This window comes from Dietzia sp. NPDC055340 (genome assembly GCF_053645335.1).
Genome location: NZ_JBSHML010000021.1, coordinates 38,434 through 62,149, shown reverse-complemented (window position 1 = coordinate 62,149; position 23,716 = coordinate 38,434). Strand labels below are relative to the sequence as shown.

Annotated in this window: 21 protein-coding genes; 5 read left to right on the top strand and 16 right to left on the bottom strand. The window is 69.7% G+C overall.

Annotated features, from left to right (window positions below):
• Positions 1 to 21: 21 nt before the first annotated feature.
• Positions 22 to 528, bottom strand: coding sequence for an acetolactate synthase small subunit (gene ilvN / locus ACWIFB_RS14760; protein WP_230928710.1), 507 nt, complete (start codon positions 526 to 528; stop codon positions 22 to 24).
• A complete protein-coding gene (locus tag ACWIFB_RS14755) occupies positions 525 to 2,420 on the bottom strand; it encodes an acetolactate synthase large subunit (RefSeq protein ID WP_454058650.1) in 1,896 nt (631 codons plus the stop codon). Before ACWIFB_RS14755 ends, ilvN begins: the two co-directional genes overlap by 4 nt.
• A 279-nt stretch (positions 2,421 to 2,699) precedes the next feature.
• Here ACWIFB_RS14755 and ACWIFB_RS14750 point away from each other — a divergent pair, with 279 nt between their 5' ends.
• On the top strand, positions 2,700 to 3,134 hold the full coding sequence (locus ACWIFB_RS14750; RefSeq protein WP_454058649.1) for a PH domain-containing protein: 435 nt from the start codon (positions 2,700 to 2,702) through the stop codon (positions 3,132 to 3,134).
• On the opposite strand, the gene ACWIFB_RS14745 is transcribed toward ACWIFB_RS14750, so the two are convergent.
• Positions 3,027 to 4,541, bottom strand: a complete 1,515-nt coding sequence (locus tag ACWIFB_RS14745) for a YhgE/Pip domain-containing protein (protein ID WP_452099950.1) — start codon at positions 4,539 to 4,541, stop codon at positions 3,027 to 3,029. The genes ACWIFB_RS14750 and ACWIFB_RS14745 overlap by 108 nt on opposite strands.
• Positions 4,542 to 4,712: 171 nt before the next feature.
• On the opposite strand from ACWIFB_RS14745, the gene ilvD reads away from it, so the two are divergent.
• Positions 4,713 to 6,551 (top strand): dihydroxy-acid dehydratase, encoded by a 1,839-nt coding sequence (gene ilvD / locus ACWIFB_RS14740; protein ID WP_452099951.1) that lies wholly within the window; start codon positions 4,713 to 4,715, stop codon positions 6,549 to 6,551.
• An 81-nt stretch (positions 6,552 to 6,632) separates the two neighbouring features.
• Here ilvD and ACWIFB_RS14735 read toward each other — a convergent pair whose 3' ends face one another.
• A complete protein-coding gene (locus tag ACWIFB_RS14735; RefSeq protein ID WP_454058648.1) occupies positions 6,633 to 7,430 on the bottom strand; it encodes a DoxX family protein in 798 nt (265 codons plus the stop codon).
• Positions 7,431 to 7,496: 66 nt separating this feature from the next.
• Here ACWIFB_RS14735 and ACWIFB_RS14730 point away from each other — a divergent pair, with 66 nt between their 5' ends.
• Positions 7,497 to 8,522 carry an oxidoreductase gene (locus tag ACWIFB_RS14730; RefSeq protein ID WP_452099953.1) on the top strand — a complete coding sequence of 342 codons (1,026 nt, stop codon included), beginning with the start codon at positions 7,497 to 7,499 and terminating at the stop codon, positions 8,520 to 8,522.
• A 36-nt stretch (positions 8,523 to 8,558) separates the two neighbouring features.
• Here ACWIFB_RS14730 and gatB read toward each other — a convergent pair whose 3' ends face one another.
• The 5 genes from gatB to gatC are packed head-to-tail and all read right to left on the bottom strand — an operon-like array spanning position 8,559 to position 14,263.
• Positions 8,559 to 10,040, bottom strand: coding sequence for an Asp-tRNA(Asn)/Glu-tRNA(Gln) amidotransferase subunit GatB (gene gatB, locus ACWIFB_RS14725; protein ID WP_452099954.1), 1,482 nt, complete (start codon positions 10,038 to 10,040; stop codon positions 8,559 to 8,561).
• 10 nt (positions 10,041 to 10,050) lie between these two features.
• Positions 10,051 to 11,085: an ATP-dependent 6-phosphofructokinase gene (locus tag ACWIFB_RS14720; protein ID WP_452099955.1), complete on the bottom strand. Its 1,035-nt coding sequence runs from the start codon at positions 11,083 to 11,085 to the stop codon at positions 10,051 to 10,053.
• A 45-nt stretch (positions 11,086 to 11,130) separates the two neighbouring features.
• The gene (locus ACWIFB_RS14715) at positions 11,131 to 12,516 is read right to left on the bottom strand and encodes a DHA2 family efflux MFS transporter permease subunit (RefSeq protein ID WP_452099956.1); all 1,386 of its coding nucleotides are present in this window, start codon (positions 12,514 to 12,516) and stop codon (positions 11,131 to 11,133) included.
• Positions 12,513 to 13,967, bottom strand: coding sequence for an Asp-tRNA(Asn)/Glu-tRNA(Gln) amidotransferase subunit GatA (gene gatA / locus ACWIFB_RS14710; protein ID WP_452099957.1), 1,455 nt, complete (start codon positions 13,965 to 13,967; stop codon positions 12,513 to 12,515). The genes ACWIFB_RS14715 and gatA overlap by 4 nt, the downstream gene beginning before the upstream one ends.
• Positions 13,964 to 14,263 (bottom strand): Asp-tRNA(Asn)/Glu-tRNA(Gln) amidotransferase subunit GatC, encoded by a 300-nt coding sequence (gene gatC, locus ACWIFB_RS14705; protein WP_230928699.1) that lies wholly within the window; start codon positions 14,261 to 14,263, stop codon positions 13,964 to 13,966. Before gatC ends, gatA begins: the two co-directional genes overlap by 4 nt.
• Positions 14,264 to 14,339: 76 nt before the next feature.
• Between gatC and ACWIFB_RS14700 the strand changes: the two genes are divergently transcribed.
• Positions 14,340 to 14,990, top strand: a complete 651-nt coding sequence (locus tag ACWIFB_RS14700; RefSeq protein WP_452099958.1) for an amino acid-binding protein — start codon at positions 14,340 to 14,342, stop codon at positions 14,988 to 14,990.
• A gap of 9 nt (positions 14,991 to 14,999) precedes the next feature.
• On the opposite strand, the gene ACWIFB_RS14695 is transcribed toward ACWIFB_RS14700, so the two are convergent.
• Positions 15,000 to 15,362, bottom strand: coding sequence for a hypothetical protein (locus tag ACWIFB_RS14695; protein WP_452099959.1), 363 nt, complete (start codon positions 15,360 to 15,362; stop codon positions 15,000 to 15,002).
• Entirely contained in the window at positions 15,359 to 17,527 is a 2,169-nt protein-coding gene (gene ligA / locus ACWIFB_RS14690) for an NAD-dependent DNA ligase LigA (protein ID WP_452099960.1), read from the bottom strand. The genes ACWIFB_RS14695 and ligA overlap by 4 nt, the downstream gene beginning before the upstream one ends.
• A gap of 59 nt (positions 17,528 to 17,586) precedes the next feature.
• Between ligA and ACWIFB_RS14685 the strand changes: the two genes are divergently transcribed.
• Positions 17,587 to 18,282 carry an exonuclease domain-containing protein gene (locus ACWIFB_RS14685; protein WP_452099961.1) on the top strand — a complete coding sequence of 232 codons (696 nt, stop codon included), beginning with the start codon at positions 17,587 to 17,589 and terminating at the stop codon, positions 18,280 to 18,282.
• A gap of 27 nt (positions 18,283 to 18,309) precedes the next feature.
• Here the strand turns inward: ACWIFB_RS14685 and ACWIFB_RS14680 are convergent, their stop codons facing one another.
• The 5 genes from ACWIFB_RS14680 to ACWIFB_RS14660 all read right to left on the bottom strand — a co-directional run bounded on the left by ACWIFB_RS14680 (position 18,310) and on the right by ACWIFB_RS14660 (position 23,613).
• Positions 18,310 to 19,401, bottom strand: coding sequence for a cobalamin-independent methionine synthase (locus tag ACWIFB_RS14680; RefSeq protein ID WP_452099962.1), 1,092 nt, complete (start codon positions 19,399 to 19,401; stop codon positions 18,310 to 18,312).
• Positions 19,398 to 20,528: a tRNA 2-thiouridine(34) synthase MnmA gene (gene mnmA / locus ACWIFB_RS14675; protein WP_452099963.1), complete on the bottom strand. Its 1,131-nt coding sequence runs from the start codon at positions 20,526 to 20,528 to the stop codon at positions 19,398 to 19,400. Before mnmA ends, ACWIFB_RS14680 begins: the two co-directional genes overlap by 4 nt.
• The gene (locus tag ACWIFB_RS14670) at positions 20,525 to 21,721 is read right to left on the bottom strand and encodes a cysteine desulfurase family protein (RefSeq protein WP_452099964.1); all 1,197 of its coding nucleotides are present in this window, start codon (positions 21,719 to 21,721) and stop codon (positions 20,525 to 20,527) included. The genes mnmA and ACWIFB_RS14670 overlap by 4 nt, the downstream gene beginning before the upstream one ends.
• Before the next feature lie 105 nt (positions 21,722 to 21,826).
• Positions 21,827 to 22,777 (bottom strand): electron transfer flavoprotein subunit alpha/FixB family protein, encoded by a 951-nt coding sequence (locus tag ACWIFB_RS14665; protein ID WP_230928692.1) that lies wholly within the window; start codon positions 22,775 to 22,777, stop codon positions 21,827 to 21,829.
• Positions 22,778 to 22,827: 50 nt separating this feature from the next.
• Positions 22,828 to 23,613 (bottom strand): electron transfer flavoprotein subunit beta/FixA family protein, encoded by a 786-nt coding sequence (locus tag ACWIFB_RS14660; protein WP_454058647.1) that lies wholly within the window; start codon positions 23,611 to 23,613, stop codon positions 22,828 to 22,830.
• Positions 23,614 to 23,716: the final 103 nt, after the last annotated feature.

Genomic DNA, 23,716 nt, shown 5'->3' with positions numbered 1-23,716 from the left:
GGTTGGTGATAGAAGTCGAGACTATCGAGTGGTGGTGATGGACTTGGGGCCGCGTCCCAGCGCGACCATGCCGGACTGCACGATCTCGCGGATGCCGTAACCGTCGAGCATCCGCAGGAGTGCGTCGAGCTTATCCGGGGTGCCGGTCGCCTCGAGGGTCACCGACTCCGGGGCGACGTCCACGACATGGGCACGGAACAGGCTGGCGATCTCCACGATCTGGCCACGGTTCGTCGCGTCGGCGCGGACCTTGACCAGGGTGAGTTCGCGGGAGACCGAGCCGGCCGGGTCCTGCTCGACGATCTTGATGACGTTGACCAGCTTGTTGAGCTGCTTGGTCACCTGCTCGAGCGGGAAGTCCTCGACGTTGACGACGATCGTCATCCGCGACAGACCATCCGTTTCGGTCGGGCCGACGGCGAGCGACTCGATGTTGAACCCGCGCCGGGAGAAGAGCGAGGCCACGCGTGCGAGCACGCCCGGCTTGTCCTCCACCAGAACGCTCAGGGTGTGGGAGCGAGCGGTCACTGGTCCTCCTCCTGGGCGGCGATCACCGCGGCGTCGATCCGCTCGGTCGCCTCGTGGATCTCCGCGGGCTCGTCCGCCGCGGAGTCGCTGTCGTCGAACAGCGGCCGGATGTCCCGGGCCGCCATGATCTCGTCGTTGGACGTTCCGGCCGCGACCATGGGCCACACCTGGGCGTCCTTGCCCACGATGAAGTCGATGAGCACCGGCCGGTCGTTGATCTCCCGGGCCTGGGCGATCACCGCGTCGACATCCTCCGCGCGCTCACAGCGCAGCGCCACGCAACCGAGCGCCTCGCCGAGCTTGACGAAGTCGGGGATGTGCATCGAGTGGGTCGACAGATCGGTCTGCGAGTAACGCTGGTCGTAGAACAGCGTCTGCCACTGTCGGACCATGCCCAGGTTTCCGTTGTTGATCAGCGCGACCTTGATCGGTGCGCCCTCGATCGCACAGGTGGCGAGCTCCTGATTGGTCATCTGGAAGCAGCCGTCGCCGTCGATGGACCACACCTCGGCATCAGGACGGCCGAACTTCGCGCCCATCGCGGCGGGGACCGAGTACCCCATGGTCCCGAGCCCGCCCGAGTTGAGCCACGTGCGCGGCTTCTCGTACCGCACGAACTGCGCGGCCCACATCTGGTGCTGACCGACGCCCGCGCAGTAGATGGCGTCGGGACCGGCAGCCGCACTGAGCCGCTCGATGACGTACTCGGGCGACAGCGAACCGTCGGACTGCGGGGCGTACCCGAGCGGGTACTCGCTGCGGATCTCGTCGAGCTGCTCGACCCAGGTGGCGGGGGCCTTCATCGACCCCGAGTCCCGCTCGCCTCGAAGGGTCTGGACGAGCTCGGCGAGCACCTCCTTGATGTCGCCGACGATCGGGACGTCCACGGCACGGTTCTTGCCGATCTCGGCCGGATCGATGTCCGCGTGGATGACCTTGGCGTCCGGTGCGAAGGTGTCGAGACGGCCGGTGACCCGGTCGTCGAACCGCGCGCCCAGGGTGATGAGCAGGTCCGAGCGCTGCAGGGCGGCCACCGCGGCGACGGTGCCGTGCATGCCCGGCATGCCGTAGTGCAGCCGGTGGGAGTCCGGGAACGCGCCCCGCGCCATCAGGGTGGTGACGACCGGGATCCCGGTCAACTCGGCGAGCTCCATGAGCTCCGCCGAGGCGTCCGCCTTGATGACGCCGCCACCGACGTAGAGCACGGGCCGCTTGGCCCGGGCGATCATCCGGGCGGCCTCGCGGATCTGCTTGCCGTGCGGCTTCGTGACCGGACGGTAGCCGGGCAGCTTCATCTCGGGCGGCCAGGAGAAGGTCATCTCGTTCTGCAGGACGTCCTTGGGGATGTCCACGAGCACCGCGCCCGGGCGGCCGGACTGCGCGATGTGGAAGGCCTCGGCGATCATCCGCGGGATGTCGTCACCATGCGAGACCAGGAAGTTGTGCTTGGTGATCGGCATCGTGATGCCGGAGATGTCGGCCTCCTGGAAGCCGTCCGTGCCGATGAGGGCGGTACCGACCTGGCCAGTGATGGCCACGACGGGGACCGAGTCCATCTGCGCGTCGGCGAGCGGGGTCACCAGGTTGGTGGCACCGGGGCCGGAGGTCGCCATGCAGACGCCGACCTTGCCGGTGACCTGCGCGTACCCGGTCGCCGCGTGGCCGGCGCCCTGTTCGTGACGCACGAGAACGTGCCGGACCCTGGCCGAGTCGTACAGCGGGTCGTAGACCGGCAGGATGGCCCCGCCGGGGATTCCGAAGACGACCTCGGTGCCGATCTCCTCGAGAGACCGGACCACGGCCTGGGCTCCGGTCATCCGCTCAGGGGCCGTGGACCGGGCCTTGTGCTCTGTACCCGGACGAGGCCCGGGCTGTGCCGTTGGTGCGCTCACTTCAACTATCCTTCATGCTGGTCGTGGAGCAGTGGATTGTCGCCCTCCGCGGCCCGGTCGGCCCGCGGGTACCCGGCAACAAAAAACCCCCGACGGCCACGGGGCCGGCGAGGGTGCGCGTCGTCGAGAAGCCAGGTGACGGCTCAGGCGCCGACGCGCCGGCCGAGTACGAGACCGTTCCGTGTGTTCATGGCACCCAGACTAGGTGGGCGCCGACCACAGCGTCAACTCGTGGAACCCCGATCCCACCATGTGGACCGTGAGACACTGTCAAGCATCATGAGCGCGCAATTTTCAGCCCCCCTCCCGGAATCCACTCCCCGCGACCGGTCACTTTTCCGGGTCAATCCCATGTCGTACATCGTCATCGCGATCTTCCTGCTGGCGATCGCCTGGCCCGCGACGGCCTATCCGCTCGCGCTCGGCTGGCTCGTGCTGCTTCCGATCGCCTTCGCCTGGTGGGTGGCCCGCACCTCGACCAGACTCGACGACGAGGGCGTCCACCTGTCGACCTGGCGTAGCCGCCGGTCCGTGCCGTGGGACGAGGTCAAGGGCGTGATGTTCCCCAAGAACGGGTTCGCGCGCCTGGTCACGACCGAGGAGGCGTCACTGCCGATGGGCGGCGTCTCCTTCCACGACCTGCCCCGGCTCTCCCGGGCCAGCGGGGGCCGGATCCGCGACCCCTACAGCGCCACCAGCCCCGGCGACGACTGAGTCCCGCGCCTCTGCCTCACCGGTCCCTGATGAGCGTGTCCGGCTGACGCCGTTCCGGATCGGCAGCCCACTGGCCACACCCCTGCCCGCGGGCACCCGGTCCGCGACGGCCTGTCGTCGTAGCCCCATCCGCTCGTACAACAGCGTGACGGCCACCCCGAGGACCACGCCGGCGACACACCACCCGCTGAGCACCCAGACCGCGTGACCGAGGCCCGCGCCCCAGCTCGAGTCGAAGAACATGATCGACCGCAGCCCCAGGTACGCCTGGTGCATCGGCTGGAGGGAGCCGATCGCGACGAAGATCTGCGGCAGCATCTGAGTGGGTGTCGCCCCTCCTGACGTCGGGATACCCAACACGACGAACAGCACCAGGTTGACGAGCAACCCCGCGTTACCGATCGCCGCGAGTATCGCGTGGGCGCACACCCCGACCGCGACGATCACCAGGTTCGAGAACCAGAACATGTCCCACGCGTCGTACCCCGTCACACCGATGATGTCCGCGACCCACAGGCACAGCGCCGACACCAGCGGTGCCGTGACCACCGTGACCGCCCACTTCCGGAACATCGTCTGCAGACGCCCGAACGGCGCGACGTGCACGTGGAGCGCGAGCGGGCCGATCTCGAGCGGGATGAAGCCCAGCCGGGCATCGAGGAGATTCGAGATGATCATGGCCCCGGTGAACCCGGCCAGGATCACGATGAGCGCATAGAACATCGGCAGCGAGGCATTGGTCACCCCGTCCGGCAGCGGATTCCACTCGGTCACATCGACCTCGACCGGATACTGCAGTGCCAGGGCCGCGGCGGCACCGATCTGTCGACCATCCGCATCGGCGAGCATCGTGGAATCGGACAGCAGTGTGGCCCCCATGCTCTCGTGGAGCGATGTCCGCATCCGTTCGGCGACCGTGTTCATGACCTGGCCCGACACGATCGAGACCCTGGGCGAGTACTGCAACGTGACCGACGCCCGTTCGGGGGACCCGCCGGACTCGCCCGCTTCCGTCGCCGCCGCGTTCACCAGGTCCACGACCTGCTGGCTCAACTCGGGCGGGATCCGTACCGCGCCGAAGTACGAACCGTCCCGCAGCCCCTCCTCCGCCTCCGCGGCGTCCACGATGTGCAGGCGCAACTTCTCCCAGTCATTGTTCTGCAGCAGGCCGGCGGTGATCTGGGTACCCACGTCGAGGGTCCGGGGCCCGATCGGCGTCTCGAGCGTCGCGCCCGCGTCCTCGTTGACGACGGCGACGGGAACATGCCGCGCGTGGGCCTGCGGATCCGCGGTGCCCCCCAGGTACATGAACGCCAGCAGGAAGAACAGTCCGCAGACGACAGCGATCGCCCCCGCGGAGTGCGAGGCGAACTCGCGGAAGCCACCAGTGTGTCCGGAATCGGTCATGCGGGTCCTCATTCACGTCTGACGTGCCGACCGAACGGCCGACCGAGAGAAGGGTAACCCCGTACCGGGGCGTATCGTGGGGAGGTCACGGCGCGTATGCCCCTCAACCGGGACCCGCCGCGCAGCCTTCCTGTTGACGACCACACAGTCACCGAATCGGATCGAGGTCCCATGCCGCCCCTGAGGTCACGAACCAGCACCGCCGGACGCAATGCCGCAGGGGCCCGGGCCCTCTGGCGTGCCACCGGGATGACGGACTCGGACTTCGGCAAGCCGATCATCGCGATCGCGAACTCCTACACCCAGTTCGTTCCGGGCCACGTGCACCTGAAGAACGTGGGCGAGATCGTGGCCTCGCAGATCGCCGAGGCCGGTGGGGTGGCCCGCGAGTTCCACACGATCGCCGTGGATGACGGCATCGCGATGGGCCACGCGGGAATGCTCTACTCGCTGCCGAGCCGCGAGATCATCGCCGATTCCGTGGAGTACATGGTCAACGCGCACACCGCGGACGCACTGGTCTGCATCTCCAACTGCGACAAGATCACGCCGGGAATGCTCAACGCGGCGATGCGTCTGAACATCCCCACCGTGTTCGTCTCCGGTGGGCCGATGGAGTCGGGTTTCTCCGTCGTCGTCGACGGGGTGGTCAAGGCCGGCTCCGATCTCATCACCGCCATCTCCGCCTCGGCCAACTCGGCGATCGACGACGACAACCTCGACGCGATCGAACGTTCGGCATGTCCGACGTGCGGCTCGTGCTCGGGCATGTTCACCGCCAACTCCATGAACTGCCTGACCGAGGCACTGGGTCTCTCACTGCCCGGCAACGGTTCGACCCTGGCCACCCACAGCGCGCGGCGTGAACTGTTCGCGGAGGCGGGCCGCCTGATCGTCGACCTGTGCACGCGGTACTACCGCGAGGACGACAGCTCGGTCCTGCCCAGGTCGGTGGCCACCAGGTCCGCGTTCACCAACGCGATGGCCCTGGACGTGGCCATGGGCGGTTCGACCAACACGGTTCTGCACATCCTCGCGGCCGCCCAGGAGGGAGAGGTCGACTTCGACCTCCACGACATCGAGGAGATCTCCCGTCGCGTGCCCTGCCTGGCCAAGGTGGCGCCGAATTCCGATTACTACATGGAGCACGTCCACCGCGCCGGCGGCATTCCGGCGATCCTCGGCGAGCTGTACCGGGGTGGCGTGCTCGACACCGACGTCCACTCGGTCCACTCCCCCTCCCTGGAGCAGTACATCGCGGACTGGGACATCCGGAGCGGCACTGCGACGGAGAAGGCCGTCGAGTTGTTCCACGCCGCCCCGGGCGGGGTGCGCACCATCGAGCCGTTCTCGACCGACAACCGCTGGGAGTCACTCGATACGGATGCACAGAACGGCTGCATCCACTCGGTCGAGCACCCCGCCACCGAGGAGGGCGGCCTGGCCGTCCTGCGCGGGAACATCGCCCCCAACGGCTCGGTCTTCAAGACCGCGGGCGTGTCCGAGGACAACTTCCACTTCTCCGGACCGGCCCGGGTGGTCGAATCCCAGGAGGAGGCCGTGTCCGTCATCCTGGGCAAGCAACTCCGGGCGGGCGAGGTCCTTGTCGTGCTCTACGAGGGGCCGGCCGGCGGCCCCGGTATGCAGGAGATGCTCCACCCGACCGCGTTCATCAAGGGCGCAGGGCTCGGCACCAAGTGCGCGCTGATCACCGATGGCCGGTTCTCGGGCGGGTCCTCGGGGCTGTCGATCGGCCACATCGCCCCGGAGGCGGCGGCGGGCGGCCCGATCGGGCTCGTGCGTGACGGCGACATCGTCACGATCGACGTGGCCACGCGCTCCATCTCGGTGGATGTCGACGAGGCCGAGCTGGATCGTCGTCGTCAGGAGAAGGGCCCGCTGCCCTGGCGCCCGTTCAAGCGTGACCGGAAGGTCTCGACCGCGCTCCGCGCGTACGCGTCGATGGCATCGTCGGCGGACAAGGGCGCGGTCCGCATCCTGCCGGACTGAGGTCGGGAACCTACGCGGGCCCGGCCGCCGGCCGGGCCCGCGCCATCCGAGTCCCTCGCAGCGCCCCGGTGCCCGGGCAGATCAGCCCGCGGTGACCGGGGCGCTGTTCCCGCTGGACGTGAGCGGGTTGGTGCCGTTGAGGAAGTACCAGACCAGTCCGGCGATCACGGCCGCGATGAGCAGCCAGATGATGCCGCTGAACCGCGGGCGGTGCGACCATCCCCACTTGCGGTCGACCGCCCACCGGCCGGGGCCGGTGAACAGCAGCGCGAGCAGGCTGGCCGCGTAGAGGACCGACGCCTCCAGGCCGCGGGTCGTCTCCCCCAGCAACGGGACGGTCTGGTCCCCGGTGAGTGTGATCGCCATGCCGAGTCCGACGAGACCGAACAGGCCGGCCACGGCGATCGGGGTCGCCAGTCCGATCACGAGCATCACTCCCGCCACCAGCTCGATCGCGCCGCCGGCGATCGCCAGTATCCGTGCCTGCTCGAACCCCGCCTCCGTGAGCGTCGCCGCCATACCGTCGATGCCGGGGCCGTTGAACAGCCCGAACAGCTTCTGCAGGCCCCGCAGCGTCAGCAGTACACCCACGGTGAGGCGGAGGATGAACAGCCCGAGATCCGTCGTCCCGCGCCTGGCGACCTCACCGCGCCCCTCCGGGGCGATGGTGGTGGGCTGCTCGCCGAACGGCAGCGGCGCCGAGACGTCGTAGCCGCCGGACTCGGCGAACTGCGAGTAGTCCGTCACGCCGGCCGCCGGGAATGCCGTGGTGGCGGCGTCACCGGTGGTCGCCCCCGAGGTGGAGGGGACGTCCAGCGGATAGTCGACGTCGTGGATGATCTCGGTACGGGCGTCGTCTCCGGGCTTTGAGGAAGTCACTCATCGACTGTAGGCCTCGCGCGGCGGCTGCGCCCCGAGGACACGGCGGGCCGTACTCTAGTCGGCATGAGATCGCTCGCGCTGCTCCTGGCCATGACAGTGGTGGTGTCCGGGTGCGCGAGATTCGACGACCGGCTGGACGATCCGTTCACGCCCGCCCCGGGCCCGGGGATGGGTGCCCCGCCCCCCTCGGGGCCACCGGGGTCGCCGCCGCCCCCGACCACGTCCACCGGCGGGCCGCCGGCCCCCGAGCCGGAGACCGGCCCGTGCGTCGATCCCGATCCCGCCGTGATCGCGACCTGCCTGGAACCCGCGGTCGCGGTCGCCGCGCTCGGCGACAGGGCCCTGGTCGCCGAGTCGACCGGAGGGGTGAAGATCGTCGGACCGGACACCTCGCCCGAGAATTTCGGGCGGGTCGACCCCCGCGGAGGCAGGGTCGCGGCGGTGGCGCCGTCGCCGGACTTCGACCAGGACAGGTTGGTCTACCTCCTCGTGGTGGGCGACGGCCCCACCCGGGTCGAGCGTCTCGCCCGCGGCGACACCCCCCGCACGGTCGCCGAGCTCCAGCCCGCGGAGACCGGGGGCATGGCCTTCGTCGACAATGTGCTCACGGTGGGCGTCGGGGACCAACTGGTCCGGTTCCCGGGGTTCACGGGTATCGGCCGGGCCGAGGGCCCCGAGGTGGTCGCCGGCGGCCTGGGTCGGATCATGGCCCTCTGTACCTTCGACAACGACCTGTTCGTCTCCACGATCTCGGACCGTGGCGCAGCGCTGCGCACTGCCGATCGTGTGGTGTGGACGTGGCCGGATCAGCGTTCGGCGGGTGGGTGCGCGGCCGCTGAGGGCTCCCTGTCGATCGCGCTACCCGACGCCGAGCGGGTCGACACCGTCGAGACCGCCGGGGGCGCCGCCAGGGGCCAGCCGAAGGCGATCGCCGAAGGCCGCTACGGGCGGCTGAGCGGACTCACCACGATCGCCGATGGCGTGCTGCTGGCCGGCACCGCCAACAAGGCGGGCGGCGCACCCGTGCCGACCGATGACCGTGCGGTGATCCTGCCACAGTCCGGTGGCGGCGGAGACGCCCGGACATAGGCCCCGGCGGGCGGGGCCCGCCGGGACTCCGGGTCCCTAGCTGCAGGCGGTGATGACCAGTTCCTTCACACGGGCCGGGTCGGCCTGCCCGCGGGTCGCCTTCATGACGGCGCCGACGATCGCGCCGGCGGCCTGCACCTTGCCCGAGCGGATCTTCTCGGCGATGTCGGGCTGGGCCGCGAGTGCGTCGTCGACCGCCTTCTGCAGTGCCGAGTCATCACGGACGACCTCGAGACTCTTGTCCGCCACGACCTGGTCGGGCTCCCCCTCACCGTCGAGCACGGCGTCGACGACCTGTCGGCCGAGCTTGTTGGTGAGCTTGCCCTCGGCGACGAGCTCGATCACGCGGGCGACCTGGGCCGGCGTGATGGACAACGCGTCGAGTTCCACTTCCCGCTTGTTGGCCTGCTGGGTCAGGTAGGAGACCCACCACGACCGGGCCTCCGCCGGGGTCGCTCCGGCGTCCACGGTGGCGAGGATCAGGTCGAGCGCACCGGCGTTGACGAGGTCACGCATCTCCTCGTCGGAGACGCCCCACTGCTCCTGCACGCGGGCGCGACGCACCCACGGCAGCTCCGGCAGGGTCGCGCGGATCTCCTCGACGAGGTCCGCCGAGGGCTCGACCGGCGCCAGGTCGGGCTCGGGGAAGTAGCGGTAGTCCTCAGCCGACTCCTTGGGACGGCCGGCCGTGGTGGTGCCGTCCCCCTCCTGGAAGTGGCGGGTCTCGAGGACCACCTCGCCGCCCTCGGCGAGGACGTCGGCCTGTCGACACATCTCGAACCGCACGGCCGTCTCGACGCTGCGGAGCGAGTTGACGTTCTTGGTCTCCGTCCGCGTGCCGAACTCAGCGGCGCCCTTCTCCATCAGGGACACGTTGGCGTCGCAACGCATCGATCCCTGATCCATACGGACATCGGAGACGTCGAGACTCTTGAGTAGATCCCGGAGCGCCGAGACGTAGGCGCGCGCGATCTCCGGTGCCCGCTCCCCTGCTCCGACGATGGGCTTGGAGACGATCTCGATCAGCGGCACCCCCGCCCGGTTGAAGTCGAGCAGCGAGTGGGTGGCCCCGTGGATCCGACCGGATGCCGAGCCGACATGGGTCGACTTACCGGTGTCCTCCTCCATGTGGGCCCGCTCGACGTCCACGCGCCAGGTGCTGCCGTCCTCGAGCTGGACGTCGAGGTAACCGTCGAAGGCGATCGGCTCGTCGTACTGCGAGATCTGGTAGTTCTTCGGCTGATCCGGATAGAAGTAGTTCTTCCGGGCGAAGCGACTGTTCGGGGCGATCGAGCAGTTCAGCGCGAGACCGATCTTGATCGCCCACTCCACGGCCTGGCGGTTGGCGACGGGCAGCGCGCCGGGCAGTCCGATGCACACCGGACAGACCTGGGTGTTGGGCTCGGCCCCGAAGGCGGTCGGACAACCGCAGAACATCTTGGTGGCGGTGTGCAGCTCGACGTGCACCTCCATACCCATGACGGGATCGAAACGTGACACGACCTCGGTGAACTCCATGCGGAACAATCTAGCCGAAGAGGCAGGCGGCCTCGCGGTAGCGGTCCTCTGGAACGGTCTTGAGCACGGCCACCGCGTCCTCTACCGGCACCATCTCGATCGACTCGCCCCGCAGGGCGACGATCTGGCCGAAATCTCCACGGTGCACCGCGCGCGCCGCGTGCACCCCGAACCGGGTCGCGAGCACGCGATCGTAGGCCGTGGGCGTACCACCACGCTGGATGTGCCCGAGCACGGTCGTGCGGACGTCGCGATTCATCCGCGCGGAGATCGCGGCGGCCATCTGGTCCGCCACCCCCGTGAACACCTCGTGACCGAACTGGTCGGTGCCGCCCTCGCGGAGGGTCATGCCGGAACCCTCGACGGGGGTGGCCCCCTCCGCGACGACGCAGATCCCGTAGGCCTCACCCATCTGGAACCGACGACTCATCACCTTGCACACGTAATCGATGTCGAACGGGACCTCCGGGATGACGATCATGTGCGCGCCCGAGGCCAGGCCGGCGTGGAGCGCGATCCACCCCGCGTGCCGTCCCATCACCTCCACCAGCATCACCCGCTCATGGGACTCCGCCGTGGTGTGCAGCCGGTCGATGGCATCCGAGGCGATCGAGACCGCGGTGTCGAACCCGAAGGTGTAGTCGGTCCCGCCCACGTCGTTGTCGATCGTCTTGGGCACACCCACCACCGGGATGCCGTTCTCCGTCAGCCACCGGGCGGCCTTGAGCGTCCCGTCGCCGCCGATCGCGACCAGTGCGTCGATCGCGTGCCTGTCCAGCGTCTGCCGGATCTCCGGCAGGCTGGACCTGAGGGTGTCCGGATTGAGACGGCCTGTGCCGAGGATGGTGCCGCCGCGAAGCAGGATGCGGTCGATCCCCTCGTCGTCGAACAGCGGTACCGCACGGTCGTGCACCAACCCGGACCACCCGTCCTGGAAGCCCAGGACCGGCGAGTCGTATTCGGAATGGGCGGTCCGGACCAGCGCCCGGATGACCGCGTTGAGTCCGGGGCAGTCGCCACCGGCGGTCAGCACGCCTATACGCACGTGGAGCTCCTCTCGGTTCTCCCGCAGTCTAGGTGCGAGACGAGGTCAGCGCGCCGTGCTCACCGGCTGTTCACCGGTACGGAACGCCATCGTGGCCAGGCCGCCGAGCAGGACCACCACAGCGGGGAGGAACATCGCGTCCGCCACGGCCTGACCGACATCCCCGTGCGCCACGAGACGCGCTTGCATCAACGCACCGATCGCCGCGGAGCCGAGGACCGCGCCCACCTGGCGCGTGGTGTTGTACACACCCGACCCTGCGCCCGCCGACGCCAGTTCCAACTGGCGCATCGCGGTCGACGAGGTGGGCGCCCACACACACCCGTTGGCCACCCCCATCAGTGCGATCGGGCCGAGCAGCACCGGGATCGACGTGTGGGAATCCATGACGAGCGCCAGCCAGAACAGCGACACCGCGTACGAGAAGTAGCCGATGCCGGTGAAGATCCTGGGGTCGAGTCGGTCCGCGAGGCGGCCAACCAGCGGAGCCAGGATGCCGGCGATGATCGCCATGGGCAGCAGCATGAGTCCGGCGCTCGTCGGGCTGAGTCCCTTGACCCCCTGCAGATAGAACATCAGCGGGACCATGGTGCCGGCGGTGACGAACCCGATCGTCGATACGCCGAAATTCCCGATCGAGAAGTTGCGGTCGCGGAACAGCCGCAGCGGGACCAGGGGTTCGGTCCGGACGCGCGATTGCCACCACAGGAACGCGGCGACAGCGAGCACCCCCGCCACGACGAGCGAGATGGTGGTGGCACCCCAGCCGTGAGACTCGCCCTGCTGGATGCCGTACACGAGCCAGAACATCCCGACGGCCGACAGCAGGATGCCCGGGATGTCATAGGAGTGGCCGCGGGTCTCCATCTCGGGCACCCACAGCCAGACCAACACCACGGCGATGATCCCGAAGGGGATGTTGACGAAGAAGATCCATCGCCAGTCGAGGGCGTCGATGAGCACGCCACCGGCGACAGGCCCGACCACCGAGGCGATGCCGGCCACGGCGCCCCAGGCGCCCATCGCGGCGCCGCGCCGCGACGGCGCGAACACGCGCGTGATGACACTCAACGACTGCGGCGTCAGCAACGCGGCCCCGACGCCCTGGAACACCCTGGCCACGATGAGGGTCTCTATGTTCGGTGCGAGCCCGCACCACAGCGAGGCACCGGTGAAGACCACCAGGCCGGCGATCGCCACCGTGCGGGGCCCGATCTGGTCGCCGAGCCGTCCGGTGAAAAGCAGCGGTACCACGTAGGCCAGCAGGTAGGCGCTGGTGACCCAGATGACCTGGTTGGTGGTGGCACCCAGCTGGGTGACAAACGCCTCGGTGGCCACCGCGACGATCGTCTGGTCCACCAGGATCATGAAGAACCCGATGACCAGGGCCGCGAGAGCCTTCCACGCGTCCCGCTCGGGGACCACGGTCACGCGATCGCGCCCCTCGCGGCCTCGAACGCCGCGCCGACCCGGTACAGGCGCTCGTCGGCCAGGGCCGGGGCCATGATCTGCATACCCACCGGCAGCCCGTCGACGAGGCCGCTCGGCACGGACATCCCACAGTGGCCGGCGAGGTTGAGCGGAAGCGTGCACAGGTCGAACTGGTACATCGCGACCGGGTCCTCCACCTTGTCCCCCAGCGGGAACGCAGTGGTGGGCGTGGTGGGCGAGACCAGGACGTCGACCTTCTCGTAGGCGCCGTCGAAATCGCGCGCGATGAGCGTGCGGATCTTCTGCGCCTGGCCGTAGAAGGCGTCGTAGTAACCGGCCGACAGGGCGTAGGTGCCCAGCATGATCCGGCGTTTGACTTCGGGGCCCAGCCCGGCGGCGCGGCTCGCCGCCATCACCTGATCGGCGGATCCCTCACCGGTACGCAGGCCGTAACGCATGGCGTCGAAGCGGGCCAGGTTGCTCGACACCTCGGACGGGAGGATGAGGTAGTACGCCGGCAGGGCGTACTGGAAGTTCGGGCACGAGACCTCCACGACCTCGGCGCCCAGACCTCGGAGGGTCTCGACCGCGGCCTGGAAGGACGCCTCCACACCGGCCTGGTAGCCGTCGCCGGAGAGTTCGCGGACCACGCCCACGCGGACACCCTTCAGGTCACCGCGCGCGCCTTCACGGGCGGCCGCCACCATGTCCGGGATGGCCACGTCCAGGCTCGTCGAATCGCCGGGGTCGTGGCCGGCGATCACCTGGTGCAGCAGGGCCGCGTCCTCGACGGTCCGGGCGCAGGGCCCGCCCTGGTCGAGCGACGAGGCCGATGCCACCAGGCCGTGCCGCGAGACCGTGCCGTACGTGGGCTTGACCCCGACGGTCGCCGTGAGCGCGGCAGGCTGACGGATGGAGCCGCCGGTGTCGGTGCCCACGGCCAGCGGTGCCTGGTTGGAGGACAGCGCCGCCGCCGAGCCGCCGCCGGAACCGCCGGGCGTACGGGTGTGGTCCCACGGGTTGCGGGTCGGCCCGTACGCCGAGTTCTCGGTGGAGGACCCCATCGCGAACTCGTCGAGGTTGGTCTTGCCGAGGATCGGGATACCAGCGGCGCGCAGTCGGGTGGTCACCGTCGCGTCGTAGGGCGACATGTAGCCCTCGAGCATCTTCGAGGCGCACGTGGTCGGCGCGTCGGTGGTGGTGAACACGTCCTTGAGGGCGACGGGAACGCCGGCCAGCGGTCCGAGCTCCTCGCCGGACGCCAGCCTGGCGTCGACGGCGCGCGCGGCCTCGAGTGCCGCGTCGGCGCCCACATGGAGGTAGGCGTTGATCTCGCCGTCGACCTCGGCGATCCGGTCCAGGTGTGCCCGGGTGACCTCTTCCGAGGAGACCTCGCGGGCGGCGATCCGCCCGGCGAGCTCGGCGGCCGTGGCGGTGGTCAGGTCGGTCATGCGTCCTCTCCCAGGATCTGCGGAACCTCGAAGCGCTGCTGGTCGGATTCGGGGGCCTGGTCGAGCGCCTGTTCCGGGGTCAATCCGGGCGCGACGACGTCCTCGCGGTACACATTGCTGATCGCGGTGGGATGGCTCATCGCCGGGACGTCGTCCGCGGCGACCTCGGACACCGTCTGCACGTGGACGAGGATGTCGGTGAGCTGCTGCGCGTACGAGTCCAGCTCGGCGTCGCTCAGATCCAGGCGGGAGAGCCTGGCCAGATGCGCGACGTCTCCGCGTGAGATCGAGGTCACGTGCCTGCCCCTTTCCGTGACGTGGTCGGTACCGGCCCAGCCTAGTCAGCCCGGATCGGTGCGGCACAATGGCGTCATGTCTTATCTGCTCCGCGTCCTGCTTCCCGACCGACCGGGGAGCCTCGGATCGCTCGCCGTGGCACTGGGAACCGCGGGCGCGGACATCATCAGCCTGGACGTCGTGGACCGATTCGACGGGGTGGCGGTGGACGACATCGTGGTGCACGTACCCCACGGGACCTTCCCGGACACACTCATCACCGCGGCCGAACGGCTCGACGGCGTGCTGGTCGACTCCCTACGTCCGTTCGGCGGGATCCTCGACGCGCACCGAGAGCTCGAACTGGTCGACGCGGTCGCCGGCGCGGGTGCGGGCGCCGCACAGTTGCTCGCCGACGAGTTGCCGGCGGCATTGCGGGTCGGGTGGGCGCTGGTGGTGGACGTCACGGGCGAGGCCTGCCAGCTGGTCGCGCGCGGCGAATCCGCCCCCATGTGGGAGGGCGGCAGGGTCGCGGCGCTGTGCGGCCTGGAGCGAGCCGTCGCACTGGAAGACGACGACGACACGCCGGCGAGCTGGGTGGCCATGGACACCGCGCTCGCGGCGGCCCCGCTCCCGGCGGGTCAGGTGCTGGTGGTGGGCCGGCCGGGCGGTCCCTCGTTCCGGCCGTCCGAGATCGCCAGGCTGGGGTACCTCACCGGGATCCTGCGGACCCTCCTGGCGGGCTGACGAGAACTGTCAGCCCAGTTTCCTCGCCCAGGCGGCGATCGCCGCGAAAAACAGGGCTGCCACCGGCAGGATCCACGCCAGATCGATCATGATCATCATCTGCCGGAACTGCTCGTTCGACAGGAACTGCATCTCCGCGCACGAATAGAGGCAGGCCGCGGGTCTGGACATAGGGACCATCCAGAGCCACAGCAGCGTAAGGAACGCACCGGCCGACGCACCCGTCAGTGCTGTGGCTACGAGCGCGACGATGCCCGGCGCTCCCCTGCTCCGGAGACTCCAGAAACTGATGCCGACCGCGAACACCAGACCAACCGCGGCCCCGAACACGAGCGGCCAGGGAAACTGGAGCAGGGGCGTCGCCGGCGTCACCCGGCCGAATCCTCCGCGGCGCCGTCGGGGGCGGGGCCGCTTGCGAGAAGCTCGACGAACCCGGCCTCGTCGAGGATCGTCAGTCCGAGTTCCTCCGCCTTTGCGGCCTTCGATCCGGGGTTGTCCCCCACCACCACATAGTCGGTCTTCCTGGACACCGAGCCCGACGCCTTGCCTCCGCGGGAGATGATCGCCTCCTTGATCCCGTCCCGGGTGAAGCCCTCGAGCGATCCGGTCGCGACGATCGTCAGCCCCTCCAGCGTGCGCGGGATCGACTCGTCCCGTTCGTCCGCCATCGAGACCCCGGCTGCCGCCCACCGGTCGACGATCTCCCTGTGCCAGTCGACGTCGAACCACTCGACCACCGATGTGGCGATGGTGCCGCCTACCCCGTCCGTCTCCGCCAACTCCTCCTGGCTCGCCGCGCGGATGGCCTCCATGGTGCCGAAACGCGTCGCGAGCGCCCTGGCCGCGGTCGGGCCGACGTGCCGGATCGACAACGCGACAAGCACGCGCCACAGTGGGCGCTGCTTGGCGGTGGCGAGGTTGGCCAGCAACTTGCGGCCGTTCTCGGTGAGGACTGTCCGTTGGGGTTCGGCACCACCCTCGATCTGCTTCTTGGTTGCCTTGTCGGTACGGGTGTAGAGATCAGTCCGGAGCAGGTCCGCCTCGGTGAGGTCGAAGAGTGTGGCCTCGTTCTCCAGCACCCCACTGGAGAGAAGATCCGATGCACCCTCGTACCCGAGCGCTTCGATGTCCAGGGCGTTGCGGGAGGCCAGGTAGAACAGTCGCTCGCGCAATTGCGCAGGACAAGATCGCTGGTTAGGACACCTCCAGTCGGCATCGCCTTCCCTGGCCGGCGCCAGCACGGTATCGCATTCGGGGCACCGTTCGGGGAAGACGAACTCGCGCTCACTCCCGTCCCGTCGATCCACGACGGGCCCCAGCACCTCCGGAATCACGTCGCCCGCCTTGCGTATGACCACCGTGTCCCCGATGAGGACGCCCTTCCGGATCACCTCGGTCTGGTTGTGCAGAGTGGCCAGCGACACCGTCGACCCGGCGACGAGCACCGGCTCCATGTACGCGAACGGGGTCACGCGCCCGGTCCGCCCCACCGAGACCCGGATGTCGAGCAGTCGGGTCATGACCTCTTCCGGCGGGTACTTGAACGCGATCGCCCATCTCGGCGCACGTGAGGTCTGGCCGAGGCGCCGCTGGACCGCCCTGTCGTCGATCTTCACCACGAGTCCGTCGATCTCGTGCTCTGGATCGCCGCGGTGCTCTCCCCAGTACCGGACCCGCTCGAGGACGGCATCTGTTCCGGTGGCCGGCGCGGTGTAGGGCGAGACGGGCAGTCCCCAGTCGGCGAGGGCGAGATAGACATCGTGAAGGCTGTCGAAGGTCGCGCCCTCCACCGCGCCCAGCCCGTGGCAGTACATCCGGAGGCGGCGCCGGGCCGTGATCGCCGGGTTCTTCTGCCGCAGCGATCCCGCTGCGCTGTTCCGGGGGTTGGCGAACGGGGCCTTGCCCTCCGCGACGAGCCCGGCATTGAGGTCGGAGAAGTCCTCCAGGCGGAAGAACACCTCCCCCCTGACCTCGAGCAGGGCGGGCACCGGCCGGTCCTGAGTCGCGGTCAGGGCCACCGGGATGTCGTCGATCGTCCGCGCGTTGAGCGTTACGTCCTCGCCGGTGCGGCCGTCCCCTCTGGTGGCGGCGCTGACGAGCTTGCCCTCGCGGTAGACGAGGTCCAGCGCGACGCCGTCGATCTTGACCTCGCAGAGGAACGGCAACGCGTCCTCGGCGACGTTGGCCTGCTCAACTGCGGAGGCGATCCAGTCACGGAGCTCGTCCTCGGAGAACACGTTGTCCAGACTCGTCATCCGCTCGAGGTGCTCGACCGGTGCGAAGTCCGTGGAGAAGCCACCACCGACGAGCTGCGTGGGCGAGTCCGCACCCCGCAGTCCCGGGTGGCGCTCCTCGAGCTCCTGCAGTCGCACGAACAGCTTGTCGAACTCCGCATCGGAGACGATCGGCGCGTCCTTGACGTAGTACCGGAACTGATGATCGCGGACGGTTTCTGCAAGCTCGTTCCACGAATGCCGCACCTCGGGCGGGATGTCCCCGGTGCCGGCGGGCTCACTGATATCGACGGGTTCGCTCACGTGGACAGGTTAGTCCCGCCCGCAACCGGATTGTCGGAGTGCTGCCCTACGGTATGACCATGACAAACGATATCCAGGCCCCCGGCACCATCGACCGCACCCGTCTGCTGGCGTTCGACCTCGAGACCACCGGTCCCGACCCCCGGACAGCACATGTGGTCACGTCGGCATTACTGGCCATCGACGGTGCCCGTAAACACGAACGCACCTGGCTCGCGGACCCGGGTGTGGAGATTCCCGAGGGTGCCACGGCGGTCCACGGGATCACCACCGAACACGCGCGGGCAAACGGCCGCCTGCATGCCGACGTGATCGCCGAGACGGTGGCCGGCATCCGCCGCGGCTGGCGCGAGGGCCGGACCCTGGTGGCCTTCAACGCGTGTTTCGATCTGACCATCCTGCGCCGCTGGGACCCCACCTTCGAGATCCTCGGGCCTGTCCTCGACCCGTTCGTGGTGGACCGGGCGACCGACCCGTATCGCAAGGGCAAGCGCACGCTGGAAGCGGTCTGCGAGATCCACGGTGTACGCCTGGAGAACGCGCATGAGGCGTCCGCCGACGCGCTGGCCGCAGCAAGGCTCGCGTGGAAACTGCTCGGCGCACTCCCGGATCTCGCCGGTACGGACTGGCGAGAGGTCAACGAGCAGCAGGCCCGATGGCACGAGGAACGGCAGCGGGACTTCGCCGCCTACCTCGAGCGAACCGGCAAGGACGCCTCGGGAGTCAACATCGCATGGCCGCTGGCCGCGGTCTGATATCGCGGCCGTGCCCGCCCTCGGACGCTACTCGGCGATGTGCGGAGCGATCTCGGCCATCTGACGGACGCCGGCCAGGGCACGGGTGGTGGCGCTCGAATCCCGGGCCACCTGGCCTTCGGTCGGTGTGAGCACGAGCCTCGCTAGGCTCTCGTACCGGGGCGCGGCCAGTCGGTCGAGCAGACCGAGAAGAGCGTTCGCCGCCTGTTCGGCCGCGGCCCGGTCGGCGATCGGCCGACCGACTCCCGCGGCGCCCTCCAGTTGCAGGATGCGTCCGTCGCCGAGCACCGTCCCCGCCGCGTCGAGGGCGTCGTGTGAACGCGCCGCATAGAGGGGCGCAGCATCGAGACACAGACCGTCGAGCGGGGTCTCGCCGCGAGGTGTCTCGGCGAAGGCGGTGAACAGGGCCGGCGCCTCGGGCCCGGACGTGGTGGGTACCCGCAACAGGACCTCGTCCGCCCCGGCGGCCCTCAGCGCGTCCGCGAATCGACACAACGCCAGCGCGAGTTGCTCGACGGGCACGGGCGGAATCGGATCGAAGTGGCTCGGGGCGGGAACCGTCCCTGCCGCGACCCGCCAGAGCATCGGTTCGTCCAGCACGATTCGGGCCCCCGCGCGCATCCGTCCCGCGAGTCGAGCCGCCCACGCCGCGGAGCCCTCCGCGAGCGAGGCCGCCAGGTCCCGCCTCGCCCCGCGGTCGGTCAACACCGGTAGACCGCCCGGTAACTCGAGGCCCGCCGCGAGCGTCCAGGGACCCACCACCCGGACCTGGAGCCGCCGTTCTGCGGCAAGGGGCTCGGATTCAGGGTCGCGGGCCAGCTCGTCGGCTTCCTCGAGGGCGTCGCCGTCACGATCCACCAGGTCCGCGGCAACGCGCGCCAGCCGTCCCCGTGACTGCGCCAGCCGCCAGCCACGCGGCGAGATGTCGACCGGCAGGTCCGCCAGCATCGCGAGTGAGCGGCCGGCCAGGTCGGCGCCCGGCCCGCGCCCGGGCAACTCGGGCAGGAAGGGCAGGCCGGGACATTCGCCCATCACGATCCGGGCGGCTTCCCGGGGGTCGCTGCCCGGCATCGGGCCGGGGCCGGTGTGGGCCGGGGCCACCGGGGCCACCGTGCTCACGGAGCCCCCGCCGCCGGGCGCGCGACCGAGATCGTCCCGCTACCCAGGACGCGGTCGCCCTCCGGCTCGGGGCGGTAGAGCACGGCGGCCTGGCCGGGCGCCACGCCACGCACCGGCTCGTCGAGGGTGATCTCGAGGCGGGCGTCCGGACCTTCGCCGACGCGCCGGACGTGGCCCGGGGTCGCCTCACCGTGTGCCCGGATCTGGATCCGACAGTCGGTCTCCCGGATATCGTCGTCGACCAACCAGTACGGCGAGGTGGCGGTCATCGCTGCCGAGAGCAGATGATCGGCTCCGCCGACGGTGACGGTCCCGCTGTCCGCGTCGATCGCCGTCACGTACCGGGGGCGTCCGTCCGGCGCGGGGCCCGGCAGTCCGAGTCCCTTGCGCTGGCCGATGGTGAAGCCGTGGACGCCGTCGTGCCGGCCGAGTTCATCGCCGGAGTCCGCGTCCACCACGGCGCCCGGCCGCAGTCCGATGTGGGCGCCGAGGAAGGCCTGCGTGTCCCCGGAGGGGATGAAGCAGATGTCGTGACTGTCCGGCTTGGACGCCACCGGCAGGCCGGCCGCGTCCGCCTCCGCCCGGATCTCGGACTTGTGGGTGTCCCCGAGGGGGAACATCGAGTGGGCCAGCTGTCGTGGCGTGAGGACGCCCAGAACGTAGGACTGGTCCTTCGCCTCGTCGATCGCGCGACGCAGGACCGGCCGGGTCGAACCGTCCGCGAGTTCCTCGTGCGAGAGCCGCGCGTAGTGGCCGGTGGCCACCGCGTCGAAGCCCAGCGCCATTCCCCGCTCCAGCAGGGCTTCGAACTTGATGCGCTCGTTGCAGCGCAGGCACGGGTTGGGGGTCTCCCCTCTGGCGTAGGAGTCGACGAAGTCGTCGATCACGTCCGCGCGGAATCGCTCGGCGAAGTCCCAGACGTAGAACGGGATGCCCAGCAGGTCGGCTACGCGTCGGGCGTCACCGGCGTCCTCCCGGGAACAGCAGCCGCGGGAACCGGTCCGCAGGGTGGCCGGGTCGGCGCTGAGCGCCAGGTGCACGCCCACCACGTCGTGTCCGGCGGCGACCGCTCTCGCGGCCGCCACCGCGGAGTCCACTCCGCCGCTCATCGCGGCGAGAACCCTCATGACGCCCCCGCCCCTGCGCGGGACAGCCCGAGTCCGGCGACGCGGGCCCGCTCGGCCGCCGGCCCGAGGGCGGCGATCGTGGCGTCCACGTCAGCCTCCGTGGTGGTGTATCCCAAGCTCAGCCGTAGGCTGCTGCGCGCTGCCGCCTCGTCGGCCCCGGCGGCCAGCAGGACGTGACTGGGCTCGGCGACACCGGCCGTGCAGGCCGAGCCCGTCGAGCACTCGATCCCGGCGGCATCCAGCAGCAGGATCAGCGACTCCCCGGAGCATCCGGGGAAGGTGAGATTCGCGATCCCCGGGAGTCGGTCTCCCCCGCCGTTGGCGATGACCCCGGGGACGGTGGCGCGGACGCCCTCCATGAGCCGGTCACGTAGGCCGGACAGTCGCCGGGCCTCGGATTCCATCTCCCGGGCCGCCTCGTCGAGCGCCGCCGCCATGGCCACGACCCCGGGCACATCGACGGAGCCGGAACGCAGGTCCCGTTCCTGTCCCCCGCCGAATCCGATGGGCTCGATCTCCGCGCCGCGGTCGAGCAACAGTGCGCCGACGCCCAGCGGGCCGCCGAACTTGTGCGCGGACAGGCTCATCGAGGTCACTCCGAGCGCCTCGAAGTCCACGGGAACGTGTCCGACCGCCTGCACCGCGTCGGTGTGGACCGACGCGCCCACGGCGCGCGCGGGCCCGGCGACCGCCGCCACGTCGGTGATGCTGCCGATCTCGTTGTTGGCCAGCATCGTCGCGACCAGTGCGAGCCGGGGCCCGACCTCGCCCGCGAGGTCGCGCACGGTCCCCGCCAGCACCACACCGCGCGAGTCGACGGGCAGGACACGGACGTCTTTGCGCCCGCCGCGCCCGGTGGTCAGGTGTTCCGCGGCATCGAGGACCGAGTGGTGCTCGGCGGCGCCGACGGCCACCACGTCACCGGACGAGGCTGTCGCCAGACCGATGACGGCCAGGTTGTCGGCCTCGGTCCCGCCGGAGGTGAACACCACCTCAGAGGGTCGGCAACCCAGGTGGTGCGCAAGCAGTTCCCGGGCTTCCTCGACGCGCCGTCGCGCGCGCCGACCGGAACCGTGGAGCGACGAGGCGTTGCCCACGGTCGAGGCGGCCTCGGTGTAGGCGGCGACGGCCGCCGGTCGCATCGGAGTGGTCGCGGCGTGGTCCAGATAGTGGACGGGACGGGTGGTGCGCATATCGCAGGCAAGGATACGCCCGAACGCACTGAACCCCGGCACCGCAGGGGTGTCGGGGTTCAGTGGGAGCACGTCGACGCCGGGGCGTCAGTGCTCAGACGCGGCTCACTTGCGGGCGTTGATGGCCTCGGTGAGCTGCGGGGCGACGTTGAACAGGTCGCCCACGATGCCGTAGTCCGCGATCTCGAAGATCGGGGCCTCTTCGTCCTTGTTGACGGCGACGATCGTCTTGGAGGTCTGCATACCGGCGCGGTGCTGGATGGCGCCGGAGATGCCCAGGGCGATGTACAGCTGCGGCGAGACCGTCTTACCGGTCTGACCGACCTGGAACTGGCCCGGGTAGTAGCCCGAGTCGACCGCGGCACGCGACGCGCCGACGGCACCCTTGAGAGAATCGGCGAGCGGCTCGACGACCTCTTCGAACTTCTCTGCCGAACCGACGCCACGGCCACCGGCGACCACGACGGTGGCCTCGGTGAGCTCGGGGCGGTCGCCGCCGACGATCGGGTTGCTCGAGATCACCTTGGCGGCGTTCTCGGGCTCCGGGACCTGGACCTCGACGACCTCGCCGGCCCCGGCGGCCGGGGTGGCCTCGACGGAGCCCGGGCGCACGGTGTAGACGGGGGTGTCGCCGGAGACGGTCGCCTCGACGGTGTACGCGCCACCGAAGATCGAGTGGACGGCGGAGCCGTCCTCACGGATCTCGACGACGTCGCCGAGGATGCCGGAGCCGGTACGGGCCGCCAGTCGTCCGGCGACCTCCTTGCCCTCGAACGTGGCGGCGAGCAGCACTGCGGCGGCGCCCTGTTCGGCCAGACCGGCCAGGACGTCGACCTTCGGGGTGACGAGGAAGTTCTGGACCGCATCGCCCTCGGCGACGTAGATCTTCTCCGCGCCGGCCTCCTTGAGGGCGTCGGTGAGAGCGGCAGCGGAGCCGGACTCACCGAACACGACAGCGGACGGCTCGCCGAGCGCGCGGGCGGCGGTCAGCAGCTCGAGGGTGACCTTCTTGAGTTCGCCGTCGACATGCTCGACCGCGACGAGGACTTCAGCCATGGTGGATTCTCCTTGAAAAGTCTGGGATGAGTCGGTCGGTTGAGCTCGGGTCAGATGAGCTTCTGCGCGACGAGGTACTTGGCGACGTCGTTGCCGCCCTCGCCCTCGTCGGTGACCTTCTCGCCCGCGGTGCGCGGCGGCTTGGGGGTCGAAGCGGTGACGGTGGAGGCGGCGTTGTCCTTGCCGACCTGCCCGGCCTCGACGTTGGTGTCGGCCAGGGTCAGGGTCTCGACCGGCTTCTTCTTGGCCGCCATGATCCCCTTGAACGACGGGAAGCGCGGCTCGTTGATCTTCTCGCCGACGGACACGACGCAGGGCAGCTGTGCCTCGACCTCGAAGACGCCCTCATCGGTCTCGCGCTCGCCCTTGGCGACGCCACCGGAGACCTCGAGGGTCCGCATGTGGGTCAGGTGCGGCAGTCCGAGGTACTCGGCGAGGATGGCCGGGAGCGCGCCCATACGGCCGTCGGTGGCCTCGTTACCGCAGACCACCAGTTCGGTGCCCTCGATGGTGCCCAGGACGTTGGCGAGAGCCCACGAGGTCTGGACGACGTCGGAGCCGTGCAGCGCCTCGTCGTTGAGGTGGACGGCCTTGTCGGCACCCATCGACAGCGCCTTGCGGATCGCCTCGGTGGCGCGGTCCGGACCGGCACACAGGACGGTGACCTCGCCACCGTCGGCCGCCTTGATCTGGAGAGCCTGCTCGACGGCCTTCTCGTTGATCTCGTCCAGAACCGCGTCGGCGGCCTCGCGGTCCAGGGTGAAGTCCCCATCGGAGAGCTTGCGCTCGGAGTACGTATCGGGAACCTGCTTGATCAGTACGACGATGTTCGTCATGGGCCTGCGTCGACCTCCTGCGAGTCGGGGCTGGGTGTGGTCCGTCAGGTGCGGCGGAATACACCGGATTATGGTCCTGCGACACAGAATAACGTCACCCTGC

Excerpts from the sequence above, each read along its gene's own strand:
- ACWIFB_RS14750 (WP_454058649.1), top strand. The coding sequence starts at position 2,700 with ATGAGCGCGCAATTTTCAGCCCCCCTCCCGGAATCCACTCCCCGCGAC.
- ACWIFB_RS14745 (WP_452099950.1), bottom strand. The coding sequence starts at position 4,541 with ATGACCGATTCCGGACACACTGGTGGCTTCCGCGAGTTCGCCTCGCAC.
- ilvD (WP_452099951.1), top strand. The coding sequence starts at position 4,713 with ATGCCGCCCCTGAGGTCACGAACCAGCACCGCCGGACGCAATGCCGCA.
- ACWIFB_RS14730 (WP_452099953.1), top strand. The coding sequence starts at position 7,497 with ATGAGATCGCTCGCGCTGCTCCTGGCCATGACAGTGGTGGTGTCCGGG.
- gatB (WP_452099954.1), bottom strand. The coding sequence starts at position 10,040 with ATGGAGTTCACCGAGGTCGTGTCACGTTTCGATCCCGTCATGGGTATG.
- gatA (WP_452099957.1), bottom strand. The coding sequence starts at position 13,967 with ATGACCGACCTGACCACCGCCACGGCCGCCGAGCTCGCCGGGCGGATC.
- ACWIFB_RS14700 (WP_452099958.1), top strand. The coding sequence starts at position 14,340 with ATGTCTTATCTGCTCCGCGTCCTGCTTCCCGACCGACCGGGGAGCCTC.
- ACWIFB_RS14685 (WP_452099961.1), top strand. The coding sequence starts at position 17,587 with ATGACAAACGATATCCAGGCCCCCGGCACCATCGACCGCACCCGTCTG.
- mnmA (WP_452099963.1), bottom strand. The coding sequence starts at position 20,528 with ATGAGGGTTCTCGCCGCGATGAGCGGCGGAGTGGACTCCGCGGTGGCG.
- ACWIFB_RS14670 (WP_452099964.1), bottom strand. The coding sequence starts at position 21,721 with ATGCGCACCACCCGTCCCGTCCACTATCTGGACCACGCCGCGACCACT.
- ACWIFB_RS14665 (WP_230928692.1), bottom strand. The coding sequence starts at position 22,777 with ATGGCTGAAGTCCTCGTCGCGGTCGAGCATGTCGACGGCGAACTCAAG.
- ACWIFB_RS14660 (WP_454058647.1), bottom strand. The coding sequence starts at position 23,613 with ATGACGAACATCGTCGTACTGATCAAGCAGGTTCCCGATACGTACTCC.